The organism is Cytophagia bacterium CHB2, from assembly GCA_030263535.1.
Taxonomy (GTDB): Bacteria; Zhuqueibacterota; Zhuqueibacteria; order Zhuqueibacterales; family Zhuqueibacteraceae; genus Coneutiohabitans.
This window is the reverse complement of record SZPB01000001.1, coordinates 55,801-80,895: the sequence shown is the minus strand read 5'-3', so window position 1 is coordinate 80,895 and position 25,095 is coordinate 55,801. Positions and strand designations below refer to the sequence as shown.

Annotated in this window: 20 protein-coding genes; 10 read left to right on the top strand and 10 right to left on the bottom strand. The window is 51.5% G+C overall.

Annotation, left to right across the window (positions count from 1 at the left end; translation table 11 throughout):
• The 3 genes from FBQ85_00370 to FBQ85_00360 form a co-directional block, all read right to left on the bottom strand.
• Nucleotides 1-852, bottom strand: an 852-nt coding sequence (locus FBQ85_00370) for a DUF2090 domain-containing protein (protein MDL1873617.1), incomplete at its 3' end; no start/stop codon positions are given.
• An 89-nt stretch (nucleotides 853-941) separates the two neighbouring features.
• Complete coding sequence (locus FBQ85_00365; GenBank protein ID MDL1873616.1) at nucleotides 942-1,142, bottom strand: hypothetical protein; 201 nt, start codon at nucleotides 1,140-1,142, stop codon at nucleotides 942-944.
• Nucleotides 1,142-1,609, bottom strand: coding sequence for a nucleotidyl transferase AbiEii/AbiGii toxin family protein (locus tag FBQ85_00360; GenBank protein MDL1873615.1), 468 nt, complete (start codon nucleotides 1,607-1,609; stop codon nucleotides 1,142-1,144). The genes FBQ85_00365 and FBQ85_00360 overlap by 1 nt, the downstream gene beginning before the upstream one ends.
• Before the next feature lie 133 nt (nucleotides 1,610-1,742).
• On the opposite strand from FBQ85_00360, the gene FBQ85_00355 reads away from it, so the two are divergent.
• The 6 genes from FBQ85_00355 to FBQ85_00330 all read left to right on the top strand — a co-directional run bounded on the left by FBQ85_00355 (nucleotide 1,743) and on the right by FBQ85_00330 (nucleotide 11,687).
• A complete protein-coding gene (locus tag FBQ85_00355) occupies nucleotides 1,743-2,549 on the top strand; it encodes an SDR family NAD(P)-dependent oxidoreductase (GenBank protein MDL1873614.1) in 807 nt (268 codons plus the stop codon).
• Between the two features lie 81 nt (nucleotides 2,550-2,630).
• Nucleotides 2,631-3,527 (top strand): hypothetical protein, encoded by an 897-nt coding sequence (locus FBQ85_00350; GenBank protein MDL1873613.1) that lies wholly within the window; start codon nucleotides 2,631-2,633, stop codon nucleotides 3,525-3,527.
• Nucleotides 3,528-4,006: 479 nt separating this feature from the next.
• Nucleotides 4,007-6,202, top strand: coding sequence for an HAD-IIB family hydrolase (locus FBQ85_00345; GenBank protein ID MDL1873612.1), 2,196 nt, complete (start codon nucleotides 4,007-4,009; stop codon nucleotides 6,200-6,202).
• The gene (locus tag FBQ85_00340) at nucleotides 6,195-8,594 is read left to right on the top strand and encodes a sucrose synthase (GenBank protein MDL1873611.1); all 2,400 of its coding nucleotides are present in this window, start codon (nucleotides 6,195-6,197) and stop codon (nucleotides 8,592-8,594) included. Before FBQ85_00345 ends, FBQ85_00340 begins: the two co-directional genes overlap by 8 nt.
• 27 nt (nucleotides 8,595-8,621) lie before the next feature.
• Nucleotides 8,622-10,493, top strand: a complete 1,872-nt coding sequence (locus FBQ85_00335; protein MDL1873610.1) for an ABC transporter ATP-binding protein — start codon at nucleotides 8,622-8,624, stop codon at nucleotides 10,491-10,493.
• Between the two features lie 222 nt (nucleotides 10,494-10,715).
• Entirely contained in the window at nucleotides 10,716-11,687 is a 972-nt protein-coding gene (locus FBQ85_00330; GenBank protein ID MDL1873609.1) for a hydroxyacid dehydrogenase, read from the top strand.
• A 152-nt stretch (nucleotides 11,688-11,839) separates the two neighbouring features.
• Here the strand turns inward: FBQ85_00330 and FBQ85_00325 are convergent, their stop codons facing one another.
• The 5 genes from FBQ85_00325 to FBQ85_00305 all read right to left on the bottom strand — a co-directional run bounded on the left by FBQ85_00325 (nucleotide 11,840) and on the right by FBQ85_00305 (nucleotide 16,038).
• Nucleotides 11,840-12,460 (bottom strand): SIS domain-containing protein, encoded by a 621-nt coding sequence (locus FBQ85_00325; GenBank protein MDL1873608.1) that lies wholly within the window; start codon nucleotides 12,458-12,460, stop codon nucleotides 11,840-11,842.
• 10 nt (nucleotides 12,461-12,470) lie between these two features.
• Nucleotides 12,471-13,265: a 2,4-dihydroxyhept-2-ene-1,7-dioic acid aldolase gene (locus FBQ85_00320; GenBank protein MDL1873607.1), complete on the bottom strand. Its 795-nt coding sequence runs from the start codon at nucleotides 13,263-13,265 to the stop codon at nucleotides 12,471-12,473.
• 286 nt (nucleotides 13,266-13,551) lie between these two features.
• A complete protein-coding gene (locus tag FBQ85_00315; protein MDL1873606.1) occupies nucleotides 13,552-14,493 on the bottom strand; it encodes a phosphoglycerate dehydrogenase in 942 nt (313 codons plus the stop codon).
• A 20-nt stretch (nucleotides 14,494-14,513) separates the two neighbouring features.
• Nucleotides 14,514-15,539, bottom strand: a complete 1,026-nt coding sequence (locus FBQ85_00310; protein MDL1873605.1) for a Gfo/Idh/MocA family oxidoreductase — start codon at nucleotides 15,537-15,539, stop codon at nucleotides 14,514-14,516.
• A gap of 193 nt (nucleotides 15,540-15,732) precedes the next feature.
• A complete protein-coding gene (locus tag FBQ85_00305; GenBank protein MDL1873604.1) occupies nucleotides 15,733-16,038 on the bottom strand; it encodes a hypothetical protein in 306 nt (101 codons plus the stop codon).
• Nucleotides 16,039-16,519: 481 nt separating this feature from the next.
• Here FBQ85_00305 and FBQ85_00300 point away from each other — a divergent pair, with 481 nt between their 5' ends.
• The gene (locus FBQ85_00300) at nucleotides 16,520-19,021 is read left to right on the top strand and encodes a tetratricopeptide repeat protein (protein ID MDL1873603.1); all 2,502 of its coding nucleotides are present in this window, start codon (nucleotides 16,520-16,522) and stop codon (nucleotides 19,019-19,021) included.
• Nucleotides 19,022-19,193: 172 nt separating this feature from the next.
• A complete protein-coding gene (locus FBQ85_00295) occupies nucleotides 19,194-20,075 on the top strand; it encodes an SDR family oxidoreductase (GenBank protein MDL1873602.1) in 882 nt (293 codons plus the stop codon).
• 80 nt (nucleotides 20,076-20,155) lie between these two features.
• On the opposite strand, the gene FBQ85_00290 is transcribed toward FBQ85_00295, so the two are convergent.
• Nucleotides 20,156-20,527 carry a hypothetical protein gene (locus tag FBQ85_00290; GenBank protein MDL1873601.1) on the bottom strand — a complete coding sequence of 124 codons (372 nt, stop codon included), beginning with the start codon at nucleotides 20,525-20,527 and terminating at the stop codon, nucleotides 20,156-20,158.
• Nucleotides 20,524-20,754: a DUF433 domain-containing protein gene (locus FBQ85_00285; GenBank protein ID MDL1873600.1), complete on the bottom strand. Its 231-nt coding sequence runs from the start codon at nucleotides 20,752-20,754 to the stop codon at nucleotides 20,524-20,526. Before FBQ85_00285 ends, FBQ85_00290 begins: the two co-directional genes overlap by 4 nt.
• Before the next feature lie 80 nt (nucleotides 20,755-20,834).
• Between FBQ85_00285 and FBQ85_00280 the strand changes: the two genes are divergently transcribed.
• Both FBQ85_00280 and FBQ85_00275 read left to right on the top strand, forming a co-directional pair.
• Nucleotides 20,835-23,180, top strand: coding sequence for a tetratricopeptide repeat protein (locus FBQ85_00280; GenBank protein ID MDL1873599.1), 2,346 nt, complete (start codon nucleotides 20,835-20,837; stop codon nucleotides 23,178-23,180).
• Nucleotides 23,181-23,282: 102 nt separating this feature from the next.
• Nucleotides 23,283-24,866, top strand: a complete 1,584-nt coding sequence (locus FBQ85_00275; protein ID MDL1873598.1) for a sigma-54-dependent Fis family transcriptional regulator — start codon at nucleotides 23,283-23,285, stop codon at nucleotides 24,864-24,866.
• The last annotated feature ends 229 nt before the right edge of the window (nucleotides 24,867-25,095 follow it).

Below are 25,095 nucleotides of genomic sequence, written 5' to 3'. Positions count from 1 at the left end.
ACGGCTGTGCTTGTTGTTCTTGCAGCCTTCCAGCGCATCCCAGAACACCGTGCGGCCGACGGCGAAGCCAATGACGCCTTCGACTTTTGCGCCTTCACGCAGCCAGTGATTCACTTTCTCCGCGTTTTCGCCGCGTCCCAAAACAATCATGCCGACATGATTGCGGCCTTTGCTGCGCGCTTGCGCCACAATGGCCTTGTAATCTGCGGCATGTTCCAGGCCTTCCAATTTCCAGACATCCGCTTCGATGCCCGAGGCCTGCAATTCCGCAATCGCTTTCTCCATCAAGCCCGGACGAACCGTGGTGTCGAATTTCTTTTTGTCGCCGCCGAGCTTCGCTAATTGCGCTTCATTTGCCGGAACCAGAAGTTCGAACATGAATTTCCGGTTGTGGGAATGGCAATAGTCGCTCAACCGGGCCAGGCGCTCGGCCTGGCGTTTATTTGATACAGCATCGTCTTCGACATTGTAGCGCACCAGCACTTTCACAAACGTGGGATTAAATTTCTCAATATGCGCGCCGAATTGTTCGCCATATTCAAAATCAAATTCATCTTGTCCGCTTTTTTCAGCAGGCATCGCGACTTTGATGCCGTCCTTGAGTGCGTCTTTTGCGCAATCCGCGGCGAATTGTTCATCGACCAAAATCGCGGCTTTATCTTTGGGCACGCCCATCGTCAATGCTTTGCGGAAGCCGTCATATACGATTCTCTTATACGACGCGATCAGCTTGGTCTCCTCGTCAGTGGGTTGGCGGCCTTTGATGCCGAACATCTTTGCTTGAAACGAGCCGCGGTGATCGAACGGCATCACGAACAGCTTGTCTTGATAACCTAAATTTGTCAACGCCATAATGCTCTCCTCGGAGTTGGTTTGAAAGTTGTAAATCCGTTCAGTTGAAACCGCATGTGGTGCAGGTGCGTTTGTCGCATGTTTTTCCTTTAACCATAAGTCTTCCGTCGGTGTTCTTCGGCTGCTTCCAGAGTTTTGAATTTGAAGATGCCGCGTTGAACCGGCTTTGGGGGACGCAGCCCGACGAGGAATATTTCCAGCCGTCGCAGGCGGGTGATGGGATCGGCGGGCAGAAGCTTTTCCAAATGTTTTTCCGCCTCTTCGAGGCTGCGGTACTTATAAATAGGCATTATTTTCTCTTGCTCAGTTTTTCGGTCAAGAGAATAACGTCAGCTTTGTCTTTATCCCGAATCGTGCCGCGCTTCATTGAGATCAGGGTTTCGATGGTCGCCACTTTTATGGGAATGCCTTCACTCGTTATGGTTTCATGCGACAAATCTGCATACGTGAAAGCCTCGCCGATGCGATCCATGATGTCGATGTAATAATCCTCTGGTGTGCCGTAACGTACCACGGGATAGTTCACCAGATCGCTTTCGTTCAAATCGTCGATGCTATCATCATTGAAGACCGTGCGCAGTGCTTTCTTGAGCTTCTCAAGGTTTGCCGGGTCTTTTTTGACAAAAATATCCAAATCTTCGGTAACTCGTGGTATGCCATGGAGAATCACCGCCAGCCCGCCGACCAGAATATACTCGACATCGTGCTCGTGCAGCGCTTTCAAAACCGCCAGAAAACTGTCCGTTTTCATATTCATTGGCGTCAATATAGACCTCTTGGGCCTTCGAAGTCAAGATGAAATTATAGTCCGGTATTGCCATAAAAATTACTTGCTGTTTTCGCTGCCCGGCTATAGCTTGCGGGGAACAGGCGTGTCAAGGGAGGTCGCAATGAAGCTCGACGGCAAAATGGTTTTGCTTACCGGCGCCGGTCGCGGCATTGGCCAAGCCGCGGCTGTGGAATTGGCGCGCGCCGGCGCACACATTCTCGGCATCGATTTGCGCGCGGACAGCATGGAGGAAACGGCTGCAAAAACTGCGGTGCTGGGTGTTCGTTTTGAAGCGTTTGCATGTGATGTGAGTGACAGAACCGCGACCGCTGCCTTGCTCGAGACCATTGCAGAAAAATTCGGCGGTATCGATGTACTCATCAACAACGCCGGGGTTCTGCCGTGCGGCCCATTTGATGAGAGGGATTTCAGCGACTGGCAAAAAACGATTGAGATCAACCTGCTCGGGTTGATGGCGTTGACTCATGCCGCCTTGCCGTTGATGCTCCAACGCAATGATGGCCACATCGTCAATCTCGCCAGCGTCGCAGGAAAATTTGGCAGCGAAGGTTTGGCGGCCTATGCCGCCTCCAAGCATGGCGTGGTTGGGTTCAGTTCGGCGTTGCGTGCGGAATTGGCGGACCGGAATATCGGCGTGAGCTGGATTTGTCCGAGCTTCGTCAATACCGGCATGATTGACGGGGTCTCGCGCACGGCCTGGACGCCGCTGGTAACGCCGGAAATCGTGGCGCGGGCGATTCGGCGCGCGATTGAAACCAATGCCAGCGAAGTATTCTTGCCAAGATTGATGCATCTTACCGCCGGCGTCATGCCGAATTTACTGCCAAACGCCTGGCGCAAAATGTTACGCTGGACGAAGGCCTCGCAAGGCTGGCTGCACGCCAACAAGTCGTTGGGAACATCATGAACTCGCCAGTTTTGGAGTAATGAGTTTTTTGGATTGATGGCGCTCAATAATCTGCAACTTTCAATGTGCGGAACAGGCATTATGAAAAAACTCTTCTTTTCGATTATCTTTTTGGCCATTTTGAATACTACATGCCTGGCGCAGTCTGCTCTGGTGTTTCAAACCGATTTTGGTTTAAAAGACGGCGCAGTGGCGAGCATGAAGGGTGTGGCGTTCGAGGTAAGCCCAAATCTCAGGATGTTCGATCTCACACATGAAATTCCCGCCTACAACATTTGGGAAGCGGCGCTGCGGTTGAAAGAAACCGCGCGCTATTGGCCCGCCGGAACAGTTTTCGTTTCGGTTGTTGACCCCGGCGTTGGCACAGAACGCAAATCCGTTGTGCTGCAAACCAAGAGCGGGCATTATTTCGTCACACCGGACAACGGCACGCTGACGTTTGTTGCGGAGGAGTTGGGAGTTGCGGCATTGCGCCAGATCGATGAAAATGTCAATCGCTTGCCCGGCTCGCAAGATTCCTATACCTTTCATGGCCGCGATATTTACGCGTATACCGGCGCGCGCCTGGCTGCGGGTGTAATTCCTTTCGAACAAACCGGGCCATTGCTCGAACCGCGAGTCGTGGCAATTCCCCATCAAAAAGCAAAAATAGAGAATGGCGCCGCGCTCGGCACGATTCCGATTCTTGATGTGCAGTACGGCAATATTTGGACGAACATCGATCAAGCGACATTCAAAGAATTAGATATTGCGCTCGGCGCGCTGTGTGTGGTGCAAATCAGCCATAACGGCCGTGTTGTATTTGACGGCAAAATGCCCTATGCCCGTACATTTGGCGATGTGCCTGTGGGCCAGCCGTTGCTTTATCTCAATAGTGAGTTACATGTCGCGCTCGCGATCAATCAGGAAAGCTTTGCGCAAGTTCACCAAATTGGCTCGGGTCCGGAGTGGCGCATGAAGATTGCAAAAGACAAATGAGGTTTTGCTGCGGCATTTGCTTGAACAAATTACGTTAAGAGATTATTGCATGTCAGCATCAAAAGAAACCAGAAAAGTTCATTCTCCGCCAAGAACACGACCTTAGAGTTTATCTGAGAAATAACACAAGTACTGAAGCCCTCACTTGCTGTACGAGTGCAAGAAAATTGGGGACGAACCTTGACCGACGACCGGTATCCCTACCTGTAAATTCCTTTATACATGCCAAGCCGTTTTGAGCGGCGAGTTACCCAGGCCAAATCAAGAAATTTTTTGTTTGTGAAGAAAAGCCTTTGCTTTTTCCGCAAAGATGTTACTCTTTATAATTACCAATGATCATCAATTTATTTTTGTCAAATGAACTGGCGAAGGCGGGCTGATATGGGTAGATTTTTCAGCCGCTATTTGCGCGAAACCTTGGAAATTCGATAACTGTTATTCAATTGCATTTGTACCTAGCTCGGGAATTTTTGAAGATTATGACGACGCAAGGATTGTACATTCAGCTTCTCAGCATACATGGTTTGGTGCGCGGACAGAATCTTGAAATGGGGCGAAATGCCGACACCGGTGGGCAAATAAAGTATGTGATCGAGTTGGCGCGGTCACTAGGCGCTCAAGCGGGTGTGGAAAAAGTCGATGTGTTCACGCGCTTGATTCGTGATAAAGCCTACGCCTCTGATTACAGTCAGCCGATCGAGCCGCTCAGCGAGAATGTTCGCATCGTGCGCATCCCTTGCGGCGGTGGGAAGTACATTCGCAAAGAATTACTTTGGCCGCATCTCGACGAATTCGTGGACAAGACGCTGCAATTTTTCAAGCAGCAAGGTCGCCTGCCGGACGTGGTGCACGGCCATTATGCCGACGCCGGTTTGGTCGCGCTCGAATTGGCAAATTTTTTTGATGTGCCGTTCGTGTTCACCGGGCATTCGCTAGGGCGCAGCAAGAGGGAACGCCTTGCCGCTTCCGGAGCGACGCCGGAGGAGATGAATAAAAAATACCGCATTGATCAACGCATTGCGGCGGAAGAAAAGATTGTCGCGCATGCCGATTTGATCGTGACGAGCACACAGCAGGAAGCTGAAATGCAATATGGGGTATACGAGGCCGGCGCATCAGCCCGTTACAGCGTGATCCCGCCCGGATTGGACAACGCCCGATTTTATCCCTACTATGAAACCTCCGTCGGCTTGCTTGAGAAAAGCGATCAGGAAAAACAGGCGCACTTTTTTGTGCGCAAAGAACTCGAACGTTTTCTCGGGCATCCCGACAAGCCGCTGATTCTGGCGCTGTCACGGCCGGTGCGCAAAAAAAACATACCGGCGTTGATCCTGGCATACGGCACGGATAAAGAGCTGCAAGCCATCGCCAATCTTGCGATTTTTGCCGGCATTCGCAAAGACATTGCCGCCATGGATGACAATGAACGCGAAGTTTTGACCGAGCTTCTGCTTCTGATGGATAAATTTGATCTCTACGGCAAACTCGCCATTCCCAAACAGCATGATTTCGAATATGAGGTGCCCGAGCTGTATCGCCTGGCGGCGCGCTTGCAAGGCGTATTTGTCAATCCGGCGCTGATGGAGCCTTTCGGACTCACGCTGATTGAAGCTGCAGCAAGCGGACTCCCGGTTGTCGCGACGAACGACGGCGGGCCGCGCGAGATGGTGCAGAATTGTAACAACGGCATTCTGGTTGATGTTAACCAGCCCGAAGACATCAGCGCAGCCATCAAAAAAGTCCTGGTTGATCGCGATTTGTGGAAAAGCTATTCGATCAACGGCATCGAAGGCGTGCGCCGGCATTATTCCTGGGAAGCGCATTGCACAACCTACCTTGACGAACTGCACAAATTATTTTGGAGTGAAAAATCATCTAACGACTCTAGAGATGCGGCGGCCGCGGATGCCACTGTGATCGGCAAGCGCCTGACCAAACTCGATCGTCTGTTTGTGACCGACATCGACGACACATTAATCGGCGATGATGAAGCGCTTGCACGCTTGAGCGAAATTTTGGGGCAATACCGCCAGACGATCGCATTCGGCGTGGCCACAGGCCGCACGATTACGTCCGCGCAACACATACTCAACGCTCACCATGTGCCGGCGCCGGACTTTATCATTTCCTCGGTCGGCGCGGAAATTTATTATGGCCCCAACCTGCTGCCCGATCACGGCTGGCACACGCATATCTCACGCAGTTGGGAGCGCGAGAAAATTCAAAAGCTGCTGGAGAATTTTGACTTTCTGCAATTGCAGGAGCCTGATACGCAGCGCGAATTCAAATTGAGTTACTATATCGACGAAAACCCCGAGAATATTCTTGAAATTTATGATCTCCTCGGCCGCAATCGTTTGCGCGCGAATCTGATTCACTCCTCGGGGCGCTTTCTCGATATTTTGCCGTTTCGCGCTTCCAAGGGCAAGGCGGTGCGCTATCTTTGTTACAAATGGAGCATTGCTCTGAATCATGTGTTGGTTGCCGGTGATTCCGGCAATGACGCTGAAATGCTGCGCGGCGAGATGCTGGGCGTCGTTGTGGGTAACCATAGCGCCGAGTTGGAAAAAATTCGCGGGTTGAAGCATATCTATTTTTCTCCGCATAATCATGCCGCCGGTATTTTGGATGGTCTTGAGCATTATCAGTTTTTGAAAGGAGGCGAACATGCGTAAACTGCTCACGGAGCTTGTTGCTGAAAATGAGATTCAAGATTTTCGCATGTTTCTTTATGAAATTTCCCGGCAACCCAACCGGTTTTTGTTGCGCAACGATATTCTTTTAGAGTTTGAAAAATTTTGTCATAACAACAACAAGCCGGAGTTGTTGCACGGCAGCACGATTTACAAGCTGTTGTATCGCACACCGGAGTTGACGCTAAGCGATGGCGCTGTCATTCTTTTGCATCGCTATCGCATGGCGCGTTATCGCATTTACGAAATCGGCTTGCATGGCGAGGGCGTTGAAGTGCTTTCGACTGCCGAATTGCTCGACCGGCGCGATAAATCCGTGCCTCCCGAGCATAGCGATTTTGCCGGCAAGCCGCGTTTGAACTTTTTGCCGTTTTATGATTATGGCCCTTCCATCTCTGATGTCAAACAAGTCGGGCGCGGCATTGACTTTCTGAATAAATACATGTCGAGCGGCCTGTTTCAAGATCCCGAAAAGTGGAATGCGCATTTGTTCGAATTTCTCAAGATTCATCATCTCGGCGACCAGCAGCTTCTCATCAATGGCGAGGCGGTGCAAAATTACAAAACATTGATGAACGATATGCAGGTGGTAACCGATTATTTGTCGGGCATCGCGCCTGAAACGTCTTTTAATGAAGTCGCCGGCTACCTGCGCCGGCATGGCTTCGAACCGGGATGGGGCAACACGGTTGGACGCATTCTGGAATCCATGAGTTTGCTGCTGGAATTGTTTCAAGCGCCCGACACCTCCAATTTGGAGAAATTCATTTCGCGCATCCCGATGATTTCCAAAATCGCGATTATTTCGCCGCATGGCTGGTTCGGGCAGGAGAATGTCCTGGGCCGGCCGGATACCGGCGGCCAGGTGGTTTATATTTTGGATCAAGTGCGCGCTTTGGAAAAAACATTGCGCGGGCGCTTGCAGGAATACGGCCTGATGGCCTCGCCTAAAATCATCGTCGTTACGCGTCTGATTCCGGATCATCAAGGCACAACGAGCAACGTGCGTCTGGAGAAAATTCATGACACGGAAAATTCCTGGATTTTGCGCATACCCTTGCACGATCGTCACGGCAACGTGATTCCGCATTGGATCTCACGCTTCGAGATGTGGCCCTATTTGCATCGCTACGCTCAGGAGGTCAAGCAGGCGCTGCTGAGTGAATTCAACGGACGCCCCGACTTGATTATCGGCAATTATTCCGACGGCAATCTCGTGGCAACCTTGTTGTCGGAGCAGTTGGATGTGATTCAATGTAACATTGCGCACGCGCTGGAAAAAACGAAATACCTCTTTTCCGATCTCCGCTGGCACGATTTTGAGAATGATTATCATTTTTCGCTGCAATTTGTCGCAGACCTGATTGCCATGAATATGGCGGATTTTATCATTACCAGCACGTTTCAGGAAATTGCCGGCACGGAAGATCGCCGCGGGCAATATGAATCCTATCAATTTTTTACCATGCCGGGCCTGCTGCAGGTGGAGAACGGCATTAATCTCTTTCATCCCAAGTTCAATGTGATCCCGCCGGGCGTCGATGAAAATATTTTCTTCTCATACAAAGAGCAACGCCGCCGATTGACCAATCAACGACTGCGGTTGGAACACTTGTTGTTCGAGGCCGAGGGCGAGTCGATTGTCGGATCGTTGCACGACAAACAAAAGCCGCCGATTTTCACCATGGCGCGCCTGGATCGCGTGAAGAATCTAACGACGCTGGTGGAGAGTTTCGGTAAGAACCCGGCGCTGCAAGAAAAATGTAACCTCATTGTGATCGCCGGCAAGGTCGATCCACAGCATAGCAACGACGCGGAAGAGATTGCTGAAATCCATCGCATGCACGCCCTGATACAGGACTATCAGTTGCACGGAAAAATCCGCTGGCTGGGAATTCATTTGCAGAAGGAAGACACCGGTTCCGCATATCGCGTCATTGCGGATTATCGCGGCGTGTTCGTGCAGCCGGCGCGCTTTGAAGCCTTCGGCCTTACGGTATTGGAAGCGATGGCAAGCGGATTGCCGGTTTTTGCCACCCACTTCGGCGGGCCATCGGAAATCATTGTGGATAAAAAGAGCGGCTTTCTCATCAACCCGACGGTTCCGGAGCTTATCTCTGGCGCTTTGCTGGAATTCATAAGCCAATGTGAACGCGATCCGGAGGTTTGGGATCGTGTATCTGCGCAAGCGATGCAACGCGTACAGGAACGGTTCACCTGGAAACTCTATAGCAACAAATTGCTCGATCTCACCGCGCTCTACGGTTTCTGGCGTTACTCGGTGTCCAATGTCGGCAAGCGCGAGCTTTCACAATATTGCCATCTGCTGTATGAGCTTCTCTTCCGCGCGCGCGCGCAAAATATGGGTATTTAGTTTGGGTAGATTGCCATAAGGATATTCATGTCGATTTGGTCCTCGCTTCGCGCGTTTCGTGACAAGCTTCAACCTCCCCCTTCACGCAACGAATTACCGGTTAGTTTCCGCGAACGCTTTAAAGCGCTTGGTAATTTGCCGCAGCTTTTTCAGCTCATCTGGCAAACAAGCCCGGCATTGACGAGCGCGAGCCTGTTGTTGCGCATCGTGCGCGCCGCGGTGCCGCTGGCAACGCTATATGTCGGCAAGTTGATCATCGATGAAGTCGTGCTTTTGACCCAGCTTGCCGCCCCGCGTGACTTGACCTATCTCTGGCAACTCGTGGCCACCGAGTTCGGCATTATCTTCTTTTCGGATATTTTGAATCGCGCTTTGGCGCTGGTGGATAGCATGCTCGGAGATCTGTTTTCGAATCAAATCTCCGTGCGCTTAATGCGCCATGCTGCGGCTCTCGATTTGGATTATTTCGAAGATGCCAGTTTTTATGACAAGCTTGAGCGCGCGCGCCGCCAAACCTCCGGGCGCATGACGCTCATGGCGCAAGTGCTCGAACAAGTGCAAGATGTGATAACCATGATGTTTTTATCCATTGGGCTGGTGGCATTCAATCCCTGGCTGATTTTATTGCTGATGGTGACGCTTATTCCCTCGCTGCTCGGCGAGTCGCATTTCAATGCACGCAGTTATTCGCTGATGTATAATTGGACGCCGGAACGCCGCCAGCTTGATTATTTGCGCTATACTGGCGCGAGTGATGAAACGGCAAAGGAAGTTAAGATCTTCGGCTTGTCGGCGTTCTTGACGGAGCGCTATCGGGACTTGGCGGACCGTTATTATCGCGCGAATCGCGCTTTGTCAATACGACGGGCAAGTTGGGGCACGGTGCTCGCCATGATTGCGAGCATCGGATATTATGCCGCGTACGTCGTGATCATCCTGCGCACGGTCAGCGGCCAGTTGTCGCTGGGTGACATGACTTTCTTGGCGGGATCGTTTTCCCGGTTGCGCGGGTTGCTGCAAAATCTGATTCAACGCTTTTCAAACGTTGCGGAAGGCGCTCTCTATCTCCGCGATCTTTTCGATTTTTTTGCCCTCCGGCCGCGCATTGTTTCTGCGCCGCGCACGCGAACCTTTCCGCGGCCGATTCGGCGCGGGTTTACGTTCGAAAATGTCGGCTTCAAGTATCCCAACTCCGAGCGCTGGGCAAACCGCCATCTCTCCTTCACCTTGCCAGCGGGGGAGAAGCTCGCGCTTGTGGGCGAAAATGGCGCAGGCAAAACGACTTTGGCAAAATTATTCGCACGGCTTTACGATCCCACCGAAGGCCGCATTCTGCTAGATGGCTACGATTTGCGTGAGTATTCTTTGGAAGAACTGCGCTACGATATTGGCGTCATTTTTCAAGATTTCGTGCATTATCATTTCACTGCGGCGGAAAACATCGCCATTGGACGCATCGAGGCGCTGAATGACACGCCGCGTATCGAACGCGCCGCGGCACGCAGCCTCGCGAATACCGTCATTGAAAAATTACCGAACGGGTATGCTCAAATCGTGGGAAAGCGTTTCGAAACTGGCGTGGAGCTTTCCGGCGGGGAATGGCAGAAAATGGCGCTGGCGCGTGCCTACATGCGCGAGGCGCAGTTGTTGATTTTGGATGAACCCACGGCCTCACTCGACGCCCGCGCCGAGTACGAAGTTTTTCAACGCTTCGCCGATCTGACCAGGGGCAAGTCGGCCGTGCTGATTTCACACCGGTTTTCGACCGTGCGCATGGCGGACCGCATCCTGGTGCTGGGCAATGGCGAAATGCTGGAACTGGGCACACACGAAGAGTTACTTGCCCGGAACGGCCGCTACGCCGAGCTTTTTCATCTGCAAGCTTCCGGATATCGATAAAGCCAAACTGCCAACCGGACATACGCCCAAGGCGTCAAGAATGTATGTGTTTTCGGTTTGTTATCGAGCGCTCGTTTCGGCAAAAGCGATGATTGTGAAATATATTTCTCAGCATCATTTCATGATACTGGTATATAGCCGGAGTTCCACGATTGTGTGCGCCGCCGCAGACAAATGCGTTGGGCCGGTTTTCACATTTAGGAGCAGCCTAGGAGATTGGTGATGAGTTACCGCATTTTTGTTACAGGTTCCGGCATTGCCGAGCAAGCGCGGCAATTGCTCATTCGGGAACAGTGTGTCGTCGAAACCGGTGATCCCAAGGACACACCGGCCGATCTTGTCCGGAAACTCAAGGACTTTAATCCGGACGGCCTCATTGTACGGCAAGGAAAGATCACGGCTGAAGTGCAGAACGCGGCGCCGCAACTGAAGGTGATCTGCAAACACGGCGTCGGCATGGATAATATTGATTGTGTAAATGCCGCCCAGCGCGGCATTCCCGTGATGTTTACGCCGTTTGCCAATTTCGAATCCGCAGCGGAGCACACGCTTGCATTGCTGCTCTCGCTTGCACGCCGTATTTCTCAGGAGGATAAACGTATTCGCAGCGGCGTTTTTGACAAGAAGAAGTATGACGGCCTGGAGCTTTTCGAAAAAACGCTGGGCATTATCGGGTTTGGCAAAATCGGCCGGCGGTTCGCTGAATTGGTTGCTCCGTTCAAAATAAACGTGCTGGTGTATCACCCCTCGAACACTGAAGAATCGCTGCCCGCCCATATTGCAAAAGTGAAGCATGCGGCGGATCTATTGTCTCGGGCAGACATTATCAGCTTGCATTGTCCGCTCACGCCGGAAACCAAAGGGATGATCAATAAACAAACGATTGCCTCGATGAAGAAAGACGTTTATATCATCAACACGGCGCGTGGCGGCCTGGTGAATGAAAACGATTTAGTGCAGGCGTTGCAAGAAGGTCGGATTGCCGGCGCGGCTTTGGATGTGTTCGAAGAAGAGCCGCCTCCGGCGAGTCATCCGCTTTTCACGCTGGAGAATGTCATCTTTACAACGCATGTGGCGGGAATGTCTGACAATTCCGTGAAGAATATGGGCATTGAATCTGCAAAAAATGTTCTTGCCGTTTTGAAGGGCGAGAAGTTGAATCGCGAGGCTTTGTGGAATCCGGAAACGAAGTGAAGTTTTGCAAATTAAGGTGACAGTACACCCCAATAACAACAAGCCTAAATGATCTTCGCCCACTTAAATGAAATCCCACAGAAACAGCTTTTGTCTGTGGGATTTCTATTTTTGTGGGCAAAGCTTTTTGCAGCGATTCGATTTCAAAGCATTTAAAACTTTCTTTGTTTGATCAGCTCTTCTTCCATATGCGCCTGTCGAATGTATTGCGCCAGGATGTGCATCAGCGATTGGTGCACATCTTCGATGATCCCGTAATTGCCCGCCTCGACATGCAGATTGACATCGGCAATTTTAGCAGACCTGCCGCCGGAGAAGCCCGTCATGGAAATCACCAGGATGCCGTTGTCTTTTGCCCACTGCGCAGCGCGCACAATATTCTCGGAATCGCCGGAAGAGCTGATCGTGATCAACGCATCACCCGGCTTCGCGAGCGTGCGAAGCTGATAAGCAAAAATTTCGTCATAGGAAATATCATTCCCGATGGCGGTAATCATCTCAATCGTCGAACTGAGTGAAACAATGCGCGGTGTAAGTGTCGTATCCGTGCGCACCAGCTTGCAGTGATCACACACCAAATGATTCGCAATGGCCGCCGACCCGCCGTTGCCACAGGAGTAAACCATGCCACCGTTAGAGTAAACCTTCGTTAGAATCGCTGCTGCTTGAGCGAGTTTTTTTAGATTAACGGTTGCCGCGGCCTCGCGTGTTCGGGCAAAGTATTCCTCGGCATAGCTGCCGGCATCGGAAAATTTTTGAACTGGAAACGTCATGATTGTCCTTTCAATTCGCGCTCGCAATGCCTTTTCTCACCGCCGTCACTTCTTCCTGTGCCCGGGCCATGAGAAAACGATCGTCGCTTTGGAGTGAAGTAAGCTGAAAGCCCTCTTTGATCATTTTGACCGCCACGTCGGTCGAGTTGGTGTGAATACCGGCCGGTATGCCGTGACGCTTTGCGGCGGCAAGGATCAGTTGTCGCGCTTCAACCACGGCGGGATCGCTTTGGCCTTTGCGCGGCTCGCTGCCCAATGCCATGGCCAGATCAGACGGCCCGATGTAGATTGCGCTGATGCCCGGAACCTCGAGAATGGCGTCGAGATTTTTGATGGCCTCGCGCGTTTCGATCTGCGGAATGACCAACGTTTCATCATTCGCAAAATGGTGATAATCGCCGCCGCCGTGCGTGCTTCCTCCGCCATAATATTTTGCCCGGATCGGCCCGAAGCTGCGAAAACCCGTAGGCGGATATTTGCATGCGCGCACCAATGCTTGCGCATCCTCGGGCGTGTTGATCATCGGGCAGATGACGCCATACGAGCCGGCGTCGAGAACTTTCATCAAAAAACCGGGATCGTTCCACGGCACGCGCGTCAGCGGAATGACGGCCGTGGTGGAGATGGCTTGCAGCATGGTGGTTGCCACTTGATAATCGACGAGTCCGTGCTGCATGTCGATGGTAATCGAATCGAAACCCTGATGAGCCATAATCTCGGCGGAAAATGAGCTGGGGATCGAACACCATCCGTTGAGCACCGCGCCACCGCTCGCCCAGATTTCTTTGATCGTGTTTTTTCGCATCACAAATTCCTTTGCTGGATAAATCAGTATTAAAACGAAAATTTGTCAAATATAAACGGTGAAAGTGAAATATCAAAGGTCGCAATCTTTTTCTCTTCAAAATTATGAGGTAATCCAACAGAGTTTGCGCACGCCTGGAATGTCATTCTGTAAGAATCTTGTGCAGTATGGAGAAAACTGCAAAAAGCGCTGTCTAGCTCATCGCTTCACAGGATTCCTTCAAATGACGGGGCGAAAAAGTTTGGCAAAGCCTCGAACTTAACGTTGCGGTACTATTCGAGCCTGATTAATCGGCGATTGGTATCTCATTCTCATCCAGCCCGGCAATCGCAGCGCGACCCATGGCTAATACGGCCTCAGCAGAGCTGCCGCCGAGGTGCGGCGTGGCCAGAAAATTGGGCAAGCGCAACAACTCCAAATCTGAGGGAGGTTCCGTGGCGAAGACATCAAAACCCGCGGCAGCTAGCTGGCCTTCGATGAGCATTTGCTTCAATGCCGTTTCATCGACGATGCCGCCGCGCGCGGTATTGATCAAAACAGCTTCCGGTTTCATCAATGCCAATCGTTCGGCGGAGAGCATATTGCGCGTGCTGCCGTCCAGCGGCACATGCAGCGTCACAATTTCAGAGCGGCGCAACAATTCTTCCAAACCCACCGGTTCAACCTGGTTTGCGGCATAAAATTCCGGGAAGTCTAAAATATCATGCGCCAACACCTGGCAGTTGAATGCGCGCAAAAGCAGCGTCAAATCCTTGCCGACATGGCCGCATCCGATGATGCCAACTGTTCTCCCGGTGAGTTGTTTGCCCTGGCGATTTTTCCAAATGCCGTCGCGGATTTCTTGGTTGGTGAGCGGAACATGGCGTAAAAGCGCAATCATAAAAGCGATCGCCAACTCGGCTACCGAGCGTTTGTTGACGCCGCCGGTCCAACCCAAGCGGATTCCTCGCCGCGCCATGGCCTGCTTGTCCAGCATGTCGGTGCCCACGCCGTATTTGCTGATGACTTCCAGCTCCGGCAAAGCCGCGAGTATGGATTCGTCGATCCGCTCCAGCGCTGTGATCAATTTGCGGCGGCCTTGCGCGAATGCAATCAGCTCGTTGCCGTGCAACGACAAGCCTTCGTCATTAAAGCGAACATTGGAGTAACGTTGCAACAATTCGGCGCGCAAAATAGGATGTTGTGAAAAAGAACGGGAGGTTACCGCGATCGGCGTGTTGTTCTTCATGCAAATTCTTTCTACTTGCCTTACTGTTTGACTGCTTGTTTTTGTTTGAAGATCTCATCCGCCTCGTAAATTCCGAAGACCAGGCGCATGGTTTCATAGGCATCTCTCGAAGTGCCGTAGCGCACCGGCTCGCCGGTGCGAATGCATTTGACAAATTCTTCCAGCTCCAGTTGCCAGGAGGGATCGGTGTTGCAGAACGTTGCCTCTTCCGGCGGATTGCCGATGGCGTAACCCTGGTGCTTGCGGCCTTGAATAATCCACTCGTCGCGATAGCTGCGGCTGGAGGAGGGCATGCCGTCGACAATGACATAACCATCTTCCATGAAGATTTCAAGGGTAAAACGGTGCTTCCATTGCGTGAACGAGCTGTGCAGCATCGCGATGCGGCCCTCGTCATTGCGCAGCAAAGCAAAGGCATTGTCCTCAAAAGGGAAGTCCCAATAGGCCGTGGTACACATGCTCTTGATTTCCGAAAATTCGCCGCAAAAGTGGCGAAACAAATCCAGCATGTGAATGCCCTGATCGAACAAAATGCCGCCGCCGGCCAACGCCGGATCGAGCCGCCATTCATTGGCGTTGCCGGAGCCTTGCGCTTTGCCATAAACCCCGCGCATCCAAAGAATCCTGCCGTATTTGCCGCTGGCAACGATCTTCTTGGCCTCCATGATGCCGAAGTGATAGCGGTGATTGAATCCCACTTTCAACACCAAACCGGGATTGCGTTTTTCGGCTTCGATGATTCGCTCAATGTCCGCCATGCTGCGGCCCGGCGGTTTCTCACAAAACACATGCTTGCCGGCGTCCAACGCAGCGATCACCACCTCGGGAATGAAACGGTTGGGGGTGCACACGAATACCGCATCAACGCCCGAGTTGATCACCGCCTCGTAGTTCGGAAGAATTTGCATGTCTTCGAATCCCTTTACCGGTGGATGCGGATCGGTGCCAGATACCAGGATGGTGTTGTCATTCTCCCGCACCGTCTTGGCGCGAATGCCGCCCATTTTACCAAGCCCGACGACGCCTATTTTCAGTTTTTCCTTCATGCGATGTTTGCCTTATGATGATGTTCGAGATGTTGTCGCATTATTTTGATGAAAACGAATAGTGAATGCGCAAGCCTTTTGTCTTGGCCATGAATGCTGAGCGTTTTGTTAGTTTGACCTCTCAAAAAATGCCGCAAATGCAATCATGACAGCCAGGATTTACAGTAGTCAGAAGCGCGTCTTCAGATTGTGATCAAACAACGATGTAACGGCTATCTGTACACGCAGATACCGCCGTTCGCGTCTCGCCCGCACGGCATTTAGCCGCATAAAGTTTAGGTTCGGAAGCAAGCGCGGCAGTAAATTTTCCAGCTTCAACAACACTCTGATGAGAATATTTGCAGAAACAGGTGTCAAAATGAGTATCGGGGGCATTTCTGGAACGAAGTTTTTGATGTTGACTTCCTGCAAAATTTTGATAGATTTCAAAGTTAAAGATTTGATGGGTTATAAACAGTAAAGCTTTTTGCTTGCTGTTTTCCTGCCTGCCTGAAAGCATGATGGCTCCACATCTTTGCGCGTGATTAGCGATATCAGAACCTGAGTTGTTTTTGAAATACGACTTGACCTGTCATTCTATGTGATTCTTTGGGAGCACAAGGAGCGCGGCTTGAACGAGCACAAACGCCTCATTTGACTGCTTGGGTGCCATCATCGATTCTCCCTCTCCCATGTGATATTTTTGATCTGATCCTCTCATGTGACAACTTCTTGAAATCCGGGTTGTATTTGAAGTATGAGGGCTTCTCACACTCTCTTGTTTGCCGGCCGCAGTGTTCCCGTTTGTTCTGAAATTGCACCGGTCTGTAAACAATGGGATGATTTTGCCGCGTTGCCACAAAAATGCTTACGCCGGAATGCGTCGCAAAGAAACGAACCGTCATCTTGCGCGCATTTAGAGCTGCGCATAAATGAAGAAAATATTCGCGAAAGGGCATTTGAGAAAACACTATTCACCAATCAATCCGAAATCCTAAGAAATGATCGGCAAAACCATTTCTCATTACAGGCTTCTTGAGAAATTGGGCCAGGGCGGCATGGGTGTTATCTACAAAGCCGAAGACACCAAGCTCAAGCGTCTCGTCGCCCTCAAATTTCTCCCTCCGGATTTGACCCTCGACGAAGAGGCCAAAGAGCGCTTTGTCAACGAAGCGCAGGCGGCTTCGGCGCTTGATCATCCCAACCTCTGCACCATCTACGAAATTGACGAAGATGAAGAGGGGCGGATGTTCATTGCCATGGCCTATTACGAGGGCGAGACGCTGCAGAAGAAAGTAGCAAGTGGCAAGTTGCAAGTAGCCGATGCAATTGAGATCGCTATTCAAATTGCGCAGGGATTGGCCAAGGCCCACGAGCACGGAATCATTCATCGTGACATCAAGCCGGCGAATGTGATGATCACCAACGACAGCGTGGCAAAGATTTTGGATTTTGGCCTTGCCAAGCTCAGCGGGCAAACGCGGCTCACTAAAATCGGCACGACGGTCGGCACGGTGGCGTATATGTCGCCCGAACAGAGCCGTGGGGAAAATGTGGATCATCGCACGGATATTTGGGCGTTGGGAGTTGTTATTTACGAAATGCTCACCGCCCGGCTGCCGTTTCGAGGTGAGTACGAACAGGCGGTGATTTATTCCATTTTCAATGAAGAGCCGGAGCCGGTGACCGGTTTGCGAGCCGACCTTTCCTCGGATTTTGACGAGGTGATTCGTAAAGCGCTGGCCAAAGATGCAAACCAGCGCTATGCCGCCGTGATCGACTTTCTCAGCGACTTGGAAAATTTGAAAGCGGGAATCGGAATCGCCACCGTGCCCGGCCGCGCCCCTCGAGCAGAAACAGAGGAAAATTCCATTGCGGTCATCGACTTTACCAATATTGCCGGAGATGCCACGATTGATTGGTTGTCCGGAGGCATCGCCGAGACGGTGACCGTCGATCTTAAAAAGATTTCGGCGCTCAAAGTGGTGAACCGTGAGAAAGTTTTGAATGTATTGGCAAAGCATGCGGGGAAGATGCCAGCCGAGCAACAATCCATTGCCATCGGCAAGGCTTTGGGCGTGCGCTGGATGATCTCGGGCGGCTATCAAAAAGCCGGCAATGCGATTCGTCTCACGGCGCATTTCACGGAAATAGCCTCCGGTGAAGTGGTTGGCTCGGTGAAGGCCGATGGCACGATGGAGGAAATTTTCAAACTGCAAGATCAGCTCATCCTCAGCCTGATGGAGGCCTTGCAGCTTAAAATCTCAAGCTCGGAGATTAGAAAGATCGAGAAGCCTGAGGCCATGGCGGTTGAGGCTTATGAATATTACGCCAAGGGCCGCCAACTGTTCAATCAATTCGGTAAAGCCGGTTTCGAGCAGGCGGAAAAATTTTACGAAAAAGCCATTGAGCTTGATGACAAATATGCCTTGCCTTATTCCGGTTTAGGCAGGATTTATATCTTCAAATTCATCGCCCAAACCGACTCGCGCGATTTGGACATTGGCATATCCTACCTGCAAAAGGCGCTGCAGCTCGACCCTGACTTTGGCGAACCCTATCCCTGGCTGTGCTATGCCTACACGCGCCAGCAGCGTTTCGAGGAGGCCATCCAGATTGGACGGCGTGCGATTAAATTGGAGCCGGACAATCCCATGGCGCATTATTTTCTGGGCGCGGCATATACTGTTCAGGCTGCCATGGCTTACAAAACCAAATCTTATCTCGAGGCGATTCGGCATTTAAAGAGAAATATCGAGCTGCAGCCGTATTATCAACCGCCGCACATGATTCTTGGCTGGATTTATATGTTCCATGGCCAATATCCGGAGGCGCGAGAGTATTTGGAGAAGGCGGTGGCCATCGAAGAATCTGAAAAATTTGAGGGTATAAAATTTATCGGAGCGTTGACTTTGCTGGGCAATCTCTATTTTCGCCAAAATCAGCTTGACATTGCCTGGGATTGGTATCAGCGCTCGCTGCAGCGACTCGAAAAGTCCGATCATGTATATCGAGAGACGCTGATGGCTTTGACCTATTGCGGTTTGGGGAATATCCATTTTGGCCGTGGTCTTTATGGCGATGCCTTGGTTGAATACAGACGCGCCTGTGAGCATATCACAAAACACCCCAAGGCCCTCGGCGCCGGTTACATTCTTGTGAAAGCACGCGTGGGGTTGGCAAAAGCTTTTCATCAGCTTGAAATGAGCCGCGAGGCGAAACAGCAATTTGAAGAGGCTTTGCCACTTTTCCAGAACAAGCAGGGATTCGATTTCAGTTGGATGACGGAAGTCTGTGAAGCCCAAGCATGGTATGACATCGCGAGCTATCATGCTTTGGCCCAGCATCACAAAGAGGCGCTCGATGCTTTGCGAAAGGCCGTGCAGTGCGGTTGGAGCGATCTGCCTTTTCTGGAGGCGGGCGAAAGCTTCCGCACGCTTCGAGATGACGCGCCGTTCAGGAAAATTGTTCAAACTTTAATGAAGCGAAAGCCGCTGCCGTGAGTAATTCTTTCTTGTTCCCGATGCGGACAGGCCGCAAGTAAATATCACCACCAAGACACGAAGACACCAAGTTTTTTTCTTTGTGTCTTGGAGTCTTGGTGGTCATAAAGTCTTTGCTTTCTTAAAAACGATTGAAATTGTAACAGATTAACATGTATAAGGAGACAAACCCATGAACTTGATCGTCGGAGCAACCGGGCTTTTAGGTGGAGAGATTTGCCGCAAATTGCGCGCTGCGAACAAACCCGTTCGCGCGCTGGTGCGACCTACTGCCGATAAAGCCAAAGTTGAAAATCTCAAAACGCTGGGCGTGGAATTGGTTTCGGGCGACCTCAAAGATCGTGCTTCGTTGGACCGGGCTTGCCAGGGTGTTCGCGCGGTGATCTCATCCGCCAATTCCGTCCTTTCTCGACAAGCCGGAGATAGCATACAAACCGTTGACCTGGAAGGCCAAAAGAATCTCATCGATGCCGCAAGCGCAGCCGGTGTTGGCCATTTTATTTTTGTCTCGCTTTCCAGCAATCTCGATATCGACTGCCCTCTGACGCGCGCCAAGAGAGCAGTTGAAGAACACCTCAAGCAGAGCGGGCTTGGCTTCACCATTTTGCGGCCGGCAGCTTTCATGGAAATCTGGCTGAGTCCCGCGGTGGGATTTGATTTCCCCAATGCCAAGGCCAGAGTGTTTGGCTCGGGTGAAGGCAAGATCAGTTTTATTTCTTTTCCCGACGCGGCGCAATTTGCCGCGTTTGCTTTGGATCACTCCAAAGCTAAAAATGCCACGATCGAGCTTGGCGGACCGGAAGCGCTGAGCCATTTGGAAGTCATCGCCGTCTTTGAAGAGTTGATCGGCCGCAAATTTGAAATCGAAAAGGTGCCCGAAGAAGCTTTGTGGGCGCAAAAACAGGCGAGTACTGATCCGCTGCAAGAATCTTTTGCCGCTTTGATGCTGGGTATGGCAAAAGGCGATGCCATCGATATGCGGGAAACGCTGCGGAGGCTTCCGGTGCAGCTTTGTTCGGTGAGAGATTATGCGAGACGCGTGGCCGCGGTGTAGTGGTTATGAGTAAAGGTAATCATTTTTTTATTAAAGGTTGAGGCGAAGGCCGCAGCGGCTTGGACCGCAACGCATGGATTTCAGGATTTTATAATGGGCAGGGCGCGAATTCGGATTCGTGCGTCATCGAACACAACCACGCATCCAGTTGAAAGATCATCATCCAACTGAGGAAGATGGGCAAGCAAGAGTTTTAATTGAGAGGTTGGACGCTTATCAGTTTGTCGAAATAAAATAAAAGAGGGTTTGGGTGATTCTCGAAAAGCCAAAAGCGCGCCAAAGTCGGTGTCTCCGGAAATCAGAATCCGGTCTTGCTGCGCAGCCAACTCAAAAATTGGCGGATCGGGTGACGCTGCCATTCCGAGATCGCGAACATGTACGGCATCATGCCCGTTTGCGGTCAAGCCATGCGCAACAACTGGAGACACGGCATTATCGACAAGAAATCTCACGCCATCTCCATCACTGGTATTTGGCGTTCGCGCACGGCTTGTGCGGCAAATAACAACGCTTCATGGATGTCTTCCGGTTCAAGATCTGGTAAGGCGGCTAAAATTTCATCCTCGACCATACGGTTGGCGACCATACCAACAACGGTTGCAACAGGTATGCGCAGACCGCGAATGCAAGGTACGCCACCCATTTGATCGTAGCGAACCGTGATACGATTGAATTTCATTTTTGCTCCTATGCGTTGATTTAAAAGTAGAGAACTTTTTCTTAAGATTCAAGTACCGCACTAAAAAAGATGGAAAGACCATGATCGGCCATACCATTTCCCACTACAAAATCCTCGCCAAGCTCGGCGAAGGCGGCATGGGCATCGTCTACAAAGCCGAGGACACGAAGCTCGAACGCCTGGTTGCGATCAAGTCTCTTCCGCATCACATCGCTGCCAACGATGATGAACGCCAACGCTTCAAGGTGGAGGCGAAGGCCGCAGCGGCGTTGAATCATCCCAATATCGCGACGATTTATGCTATCGAGGAAGTCGATGGCCAGATGTTTATCGTGATGGAATTCATTGAAGGCCAGGAATTGCGGAAAATAGTAACCAGTGAACAGTTATCAGTAAACAGTGTTATCGACCTCGCCATCCAAATTGCCGAAGGCCTGAAAGCCGCGCATACCAAAGGGATCATTCACCGCGACATCAAATCCGGCAACCTTATGGTCACGGAATCCGGCCAAGTGAAGATCATGGATTTCGGGCTGGCAAAGATCAGCGGCGGGATGCAACTCACCAAAACCGGCGGAACTTTGGGCACTGTCGCGTACATGTCGCCGGAGCAAACGCGTGGAAGAGGCGTTGATCATCGCACGGACATTTGGGCGCTTGGGGTCGTGCTCTATGAAATGATCACCGGCCAGTTGCCCTTCAAAGGCGAATACGAAGCAGCGGTGATGTATTCGATTTGGAATGAAGAGCCGGAGTCGATATTGTCTCTGCGTCCCGAGGCGACAACGGAATTGGAACATGTTGTGAGTACCGCTTTGGCAAAAAATAGAGACGAACGCTACCAGCGCGTAGATGAAATGCTGGCGGAATTGCGTGCACTTCGAACAGATGGCAATGCCCTCAAAAAACGAAGAATCATTACGCCGCTAGTTCGACGGCGTTTCTCGAAGAAAACTCGCGTCATGATGTACAGGGGACTGGCGGCTCTCTTGGGTTTATTCGTCGTATTCGGAATTTACTTCGTTTATCAAAACAGCGGCGCTATCGAATCCATCGCCGTGATGCCTTTCCAACATGTGAAGGGCGATCCGGATATGGAGTTGCTCAGCGACGGCATGGCCGAGAGCATCACCAATAAGCTTTCCCGTTTGCGCAGTCTGAAGCGAGTGATTGCCCGCAGCTCTGTTTTGCATTACAAGAACCAGGTGATCGATCCAATAGTGGTTGGAAATCAACTTGGTGTGGAGGCGATACTCACGGGTAGTTTTCGCCAGCGCGGCGCGGCGCTTTTCGTCACCGTGGAGCTTATTGATACGAAAGACAATCGCCACATTTGGGGAAACCAATATGATAGCGAATTGAAGGACATTCTATCAGTTCAAGACGAGATTGCAAACTCAATCATTCGGCATTTGCAGCTTAAGCTAACCGCTGCTGAGAATGAGCGCTTGCGGAGGCAGCACACCCAAGATGTCGAGGCGTACGAGCTTTATTTGAAAGGACGCTATTACTGGGATACAAGGAGCGCTGAAGGCATGCTAAAAGGCCTTGAGTCGTTTCAGCAAGCCATCGATAGAGATTCGAGCTATGCGCTGGCGTATGTGGGCTTGGCGGATTGTTACATAAGGCTTGGAGGCTATTTTTTTTCGGCTCCGCAGGACGCTTACCCCAAAGCAAAAGCAATACTATCACAGGCCTTGGCGAGAGACTCCACTCTCGCCGAGGTGTACGCCTCGTTGGGCAGTATCAAATCGCTTTTTGATCGGGATTGGTTGGGGGCGGAGAAAGATTTCCAGCGCGCCATTGCTCTAAACCCCAACTATGCGCCTGCCTACCAATGGCGAGCCCTGAATTTAGTGAGCATTGCGTCGCCAGAAGTGGCTCTTGCAGAAGCGAGACGCGGCCTGCCGCTCGACCCGTTTTCACAGCCGGTAAATCTCGTGGTAGGCCATTTGTATTACCTCGCTCGCAACTACGATCAAGCACTGGAGCAAACCAGCAAGGTCCTCGAAAGGAATCCGCGCAATGCCGTGGCGCATGATCTCCTGGCGCAGGTTTATGTGCAAAAATCGCTTTTCCAGGAAGCCATTGCCGAAATGAGAGCATCAATCGCCATTTCTTCAAGCACGGAACGAATGGGATTGCTCGGCTTTGCGTTGGCGCGGGCGGGAAGGAAAGACGAAGCGGAGAAGATACTCCATGAATTAATCGAGATTTCAAAGCACAAATTTATCTCGCTGACGAGAACCGCGCTAATTTACATGGCTCTCGGAGAGCATGACCAGGCCTTCGAATGGCTGAATAAAGCTTATGATGAAGAGCGCTCCGACGCGGTAATTGCTCTCAGACATGATCCGTCGTGGGACCCACTGCGTTCGGATCCGCGGTTTATCGCTCTGTTGCGAAAATTAGGTTTGAAAAAATAGTAATGAGAAGAGGGCGCACGGGGCAGAGACCATGGCGTTACTCTGCTTGGGGCAATACACCAGCGCGCTACTCTCTGAGCTTTTGTTTGGAAGATAAAACGGATGCGGATCTTCAAAAAAATAACCATTGCAGAGACGATGCTACTCAACGAAAATCAAGATTCATTCGCACGCGAAAACCAGCGCCTTTCCGTCCTCGTCGAAGTCGCAGAAATTCTCGGACAAGAGAATGACTTTCACGAAATCCTGCGCGTCGTGGCGAACAAAGCCGCGAGCTTATTGTGCGCCGAGATGGCGTTGATCATGATGATCAACCCGCTCACGCGACAGACCGTCAAGACCGTGATCAAAGCCGGCCAGGAAGTGAATAATCCGGATTTTCATTTCGTCCACACGCAAGTCACCGGCTGGGTGACCAAACATCAGCAAGCGCTGCTGAGTCCGGACCTGCAGCAGGACAAAAGATTCGGCGCCAAATTTTTTGCGGATATTCCGGTGCATGCGGTTTTGTGCGTGCCTTTTATGGGTGAAGGCGTCATCATCGGCACGCTTCTGCTCATGAATCAGGAGAAGAGCAATACCTTCAGTGAAGATGATCTTGCCTGCTTGAAAAAGCTTGCCGCCATCGCCGCGCCTTTTCTGCGCAATGTGCAAAAGCTGCAAGCGTATTTTGCCGCGCCGATGCCCGAAGCCAGTTTGCTCAGCAAATATGCCGGGGCGGGCTTGATTGGAAAATCCTCAACTTTCATTCAATTGCTGGCGGCCATTGAAGCCGCGGCCCGCTGCGACGTGCGCGTGTTATTGGAAGGCCAAAGCGGCACCGGCAAGGAGCTGATCGCCCGCGCCATTCATCGGTTCAGCAACCGCACCGACGGGCCGTTTGTGGCAGTGGACTGCGGCGCGATTCCGGCCAACTTGGTGGAAAGTGAGCTGTTCGGCCATGTCAAAGGCGCATTCACCGGCGCCGACCGCGAGCGCAAAGGCTTGATCGAACAAGCTGCCGGCGGCACGCTGTTCATTGACGAAATCGAGAATCTGTCCTCGGACATGCAATCGAAATTCATGCGCGTTTTGCAGGAGGGCGAAGTGCGCCCGGTGGGAAGCAACGTGGCGCGCAAAGTCAACGCGCGCATCATCTCCGCCTCCAGCATGTCCGTGCGCGATTTGGTGGAGAAGGGAAAATTTCGTAGCGATTTGTTTTATCGGCTGCACGTTTATCCGATTTACGTGCCCGCATTGGCAGATCGTAAAGAAGACATCCCTTTGCTCGCCAACCATTTCCTGGTCAAGTTTGCCGCCGAGCAAAAGAAGCACGCCGCCTCGTTCCACGCCCGGCTGCTGGATTTCATGCGGCAGCGTTCCTGGCTGGGCAACATTCGCGAGCTGGAGAATTTTATCGAGCGCCTGGTGACGCTTGTTCCTGCGGACGAGCAGACGGTGAGCCACGATATCTTGCCGGCGGATATTCAACAAGAGTTCCGGAGATCGAAAACCAGCGGCGCCGGATCAAGCGCCAATCCTTCACTCAACCACCGCATGCAAGATTTTGAAAGGCAGATCATCCAGCAGACTTTGGCCGATCACGATTGGAACCAATCCAAAGCCGCGCGGGCGTTGAAAATATCCGAGCAGAAGCTGCGCTATCGCATGACGAAGTTGGGGATTGCGAGGCCGGCAGCAGAGTAAAAGGCAAAAAGCAAAGGGCAAAACTATTTTGGGCAAAACGATTAAAGAAATTGAAAGAATAGTTTTGCCCTTTAATGGTTTTGCCTTCATCGTATTGCATTCCGCAAAAATTTTTAGATTTAACTCTCCGCGCTAAAAATTTCTACGAATCCAATTGCTTTAAGAACAATGTTGATCTGCCCGCCCTGAAAATTTCTGCGAATTTATCGCCACGTCAAATCTGCCCCTT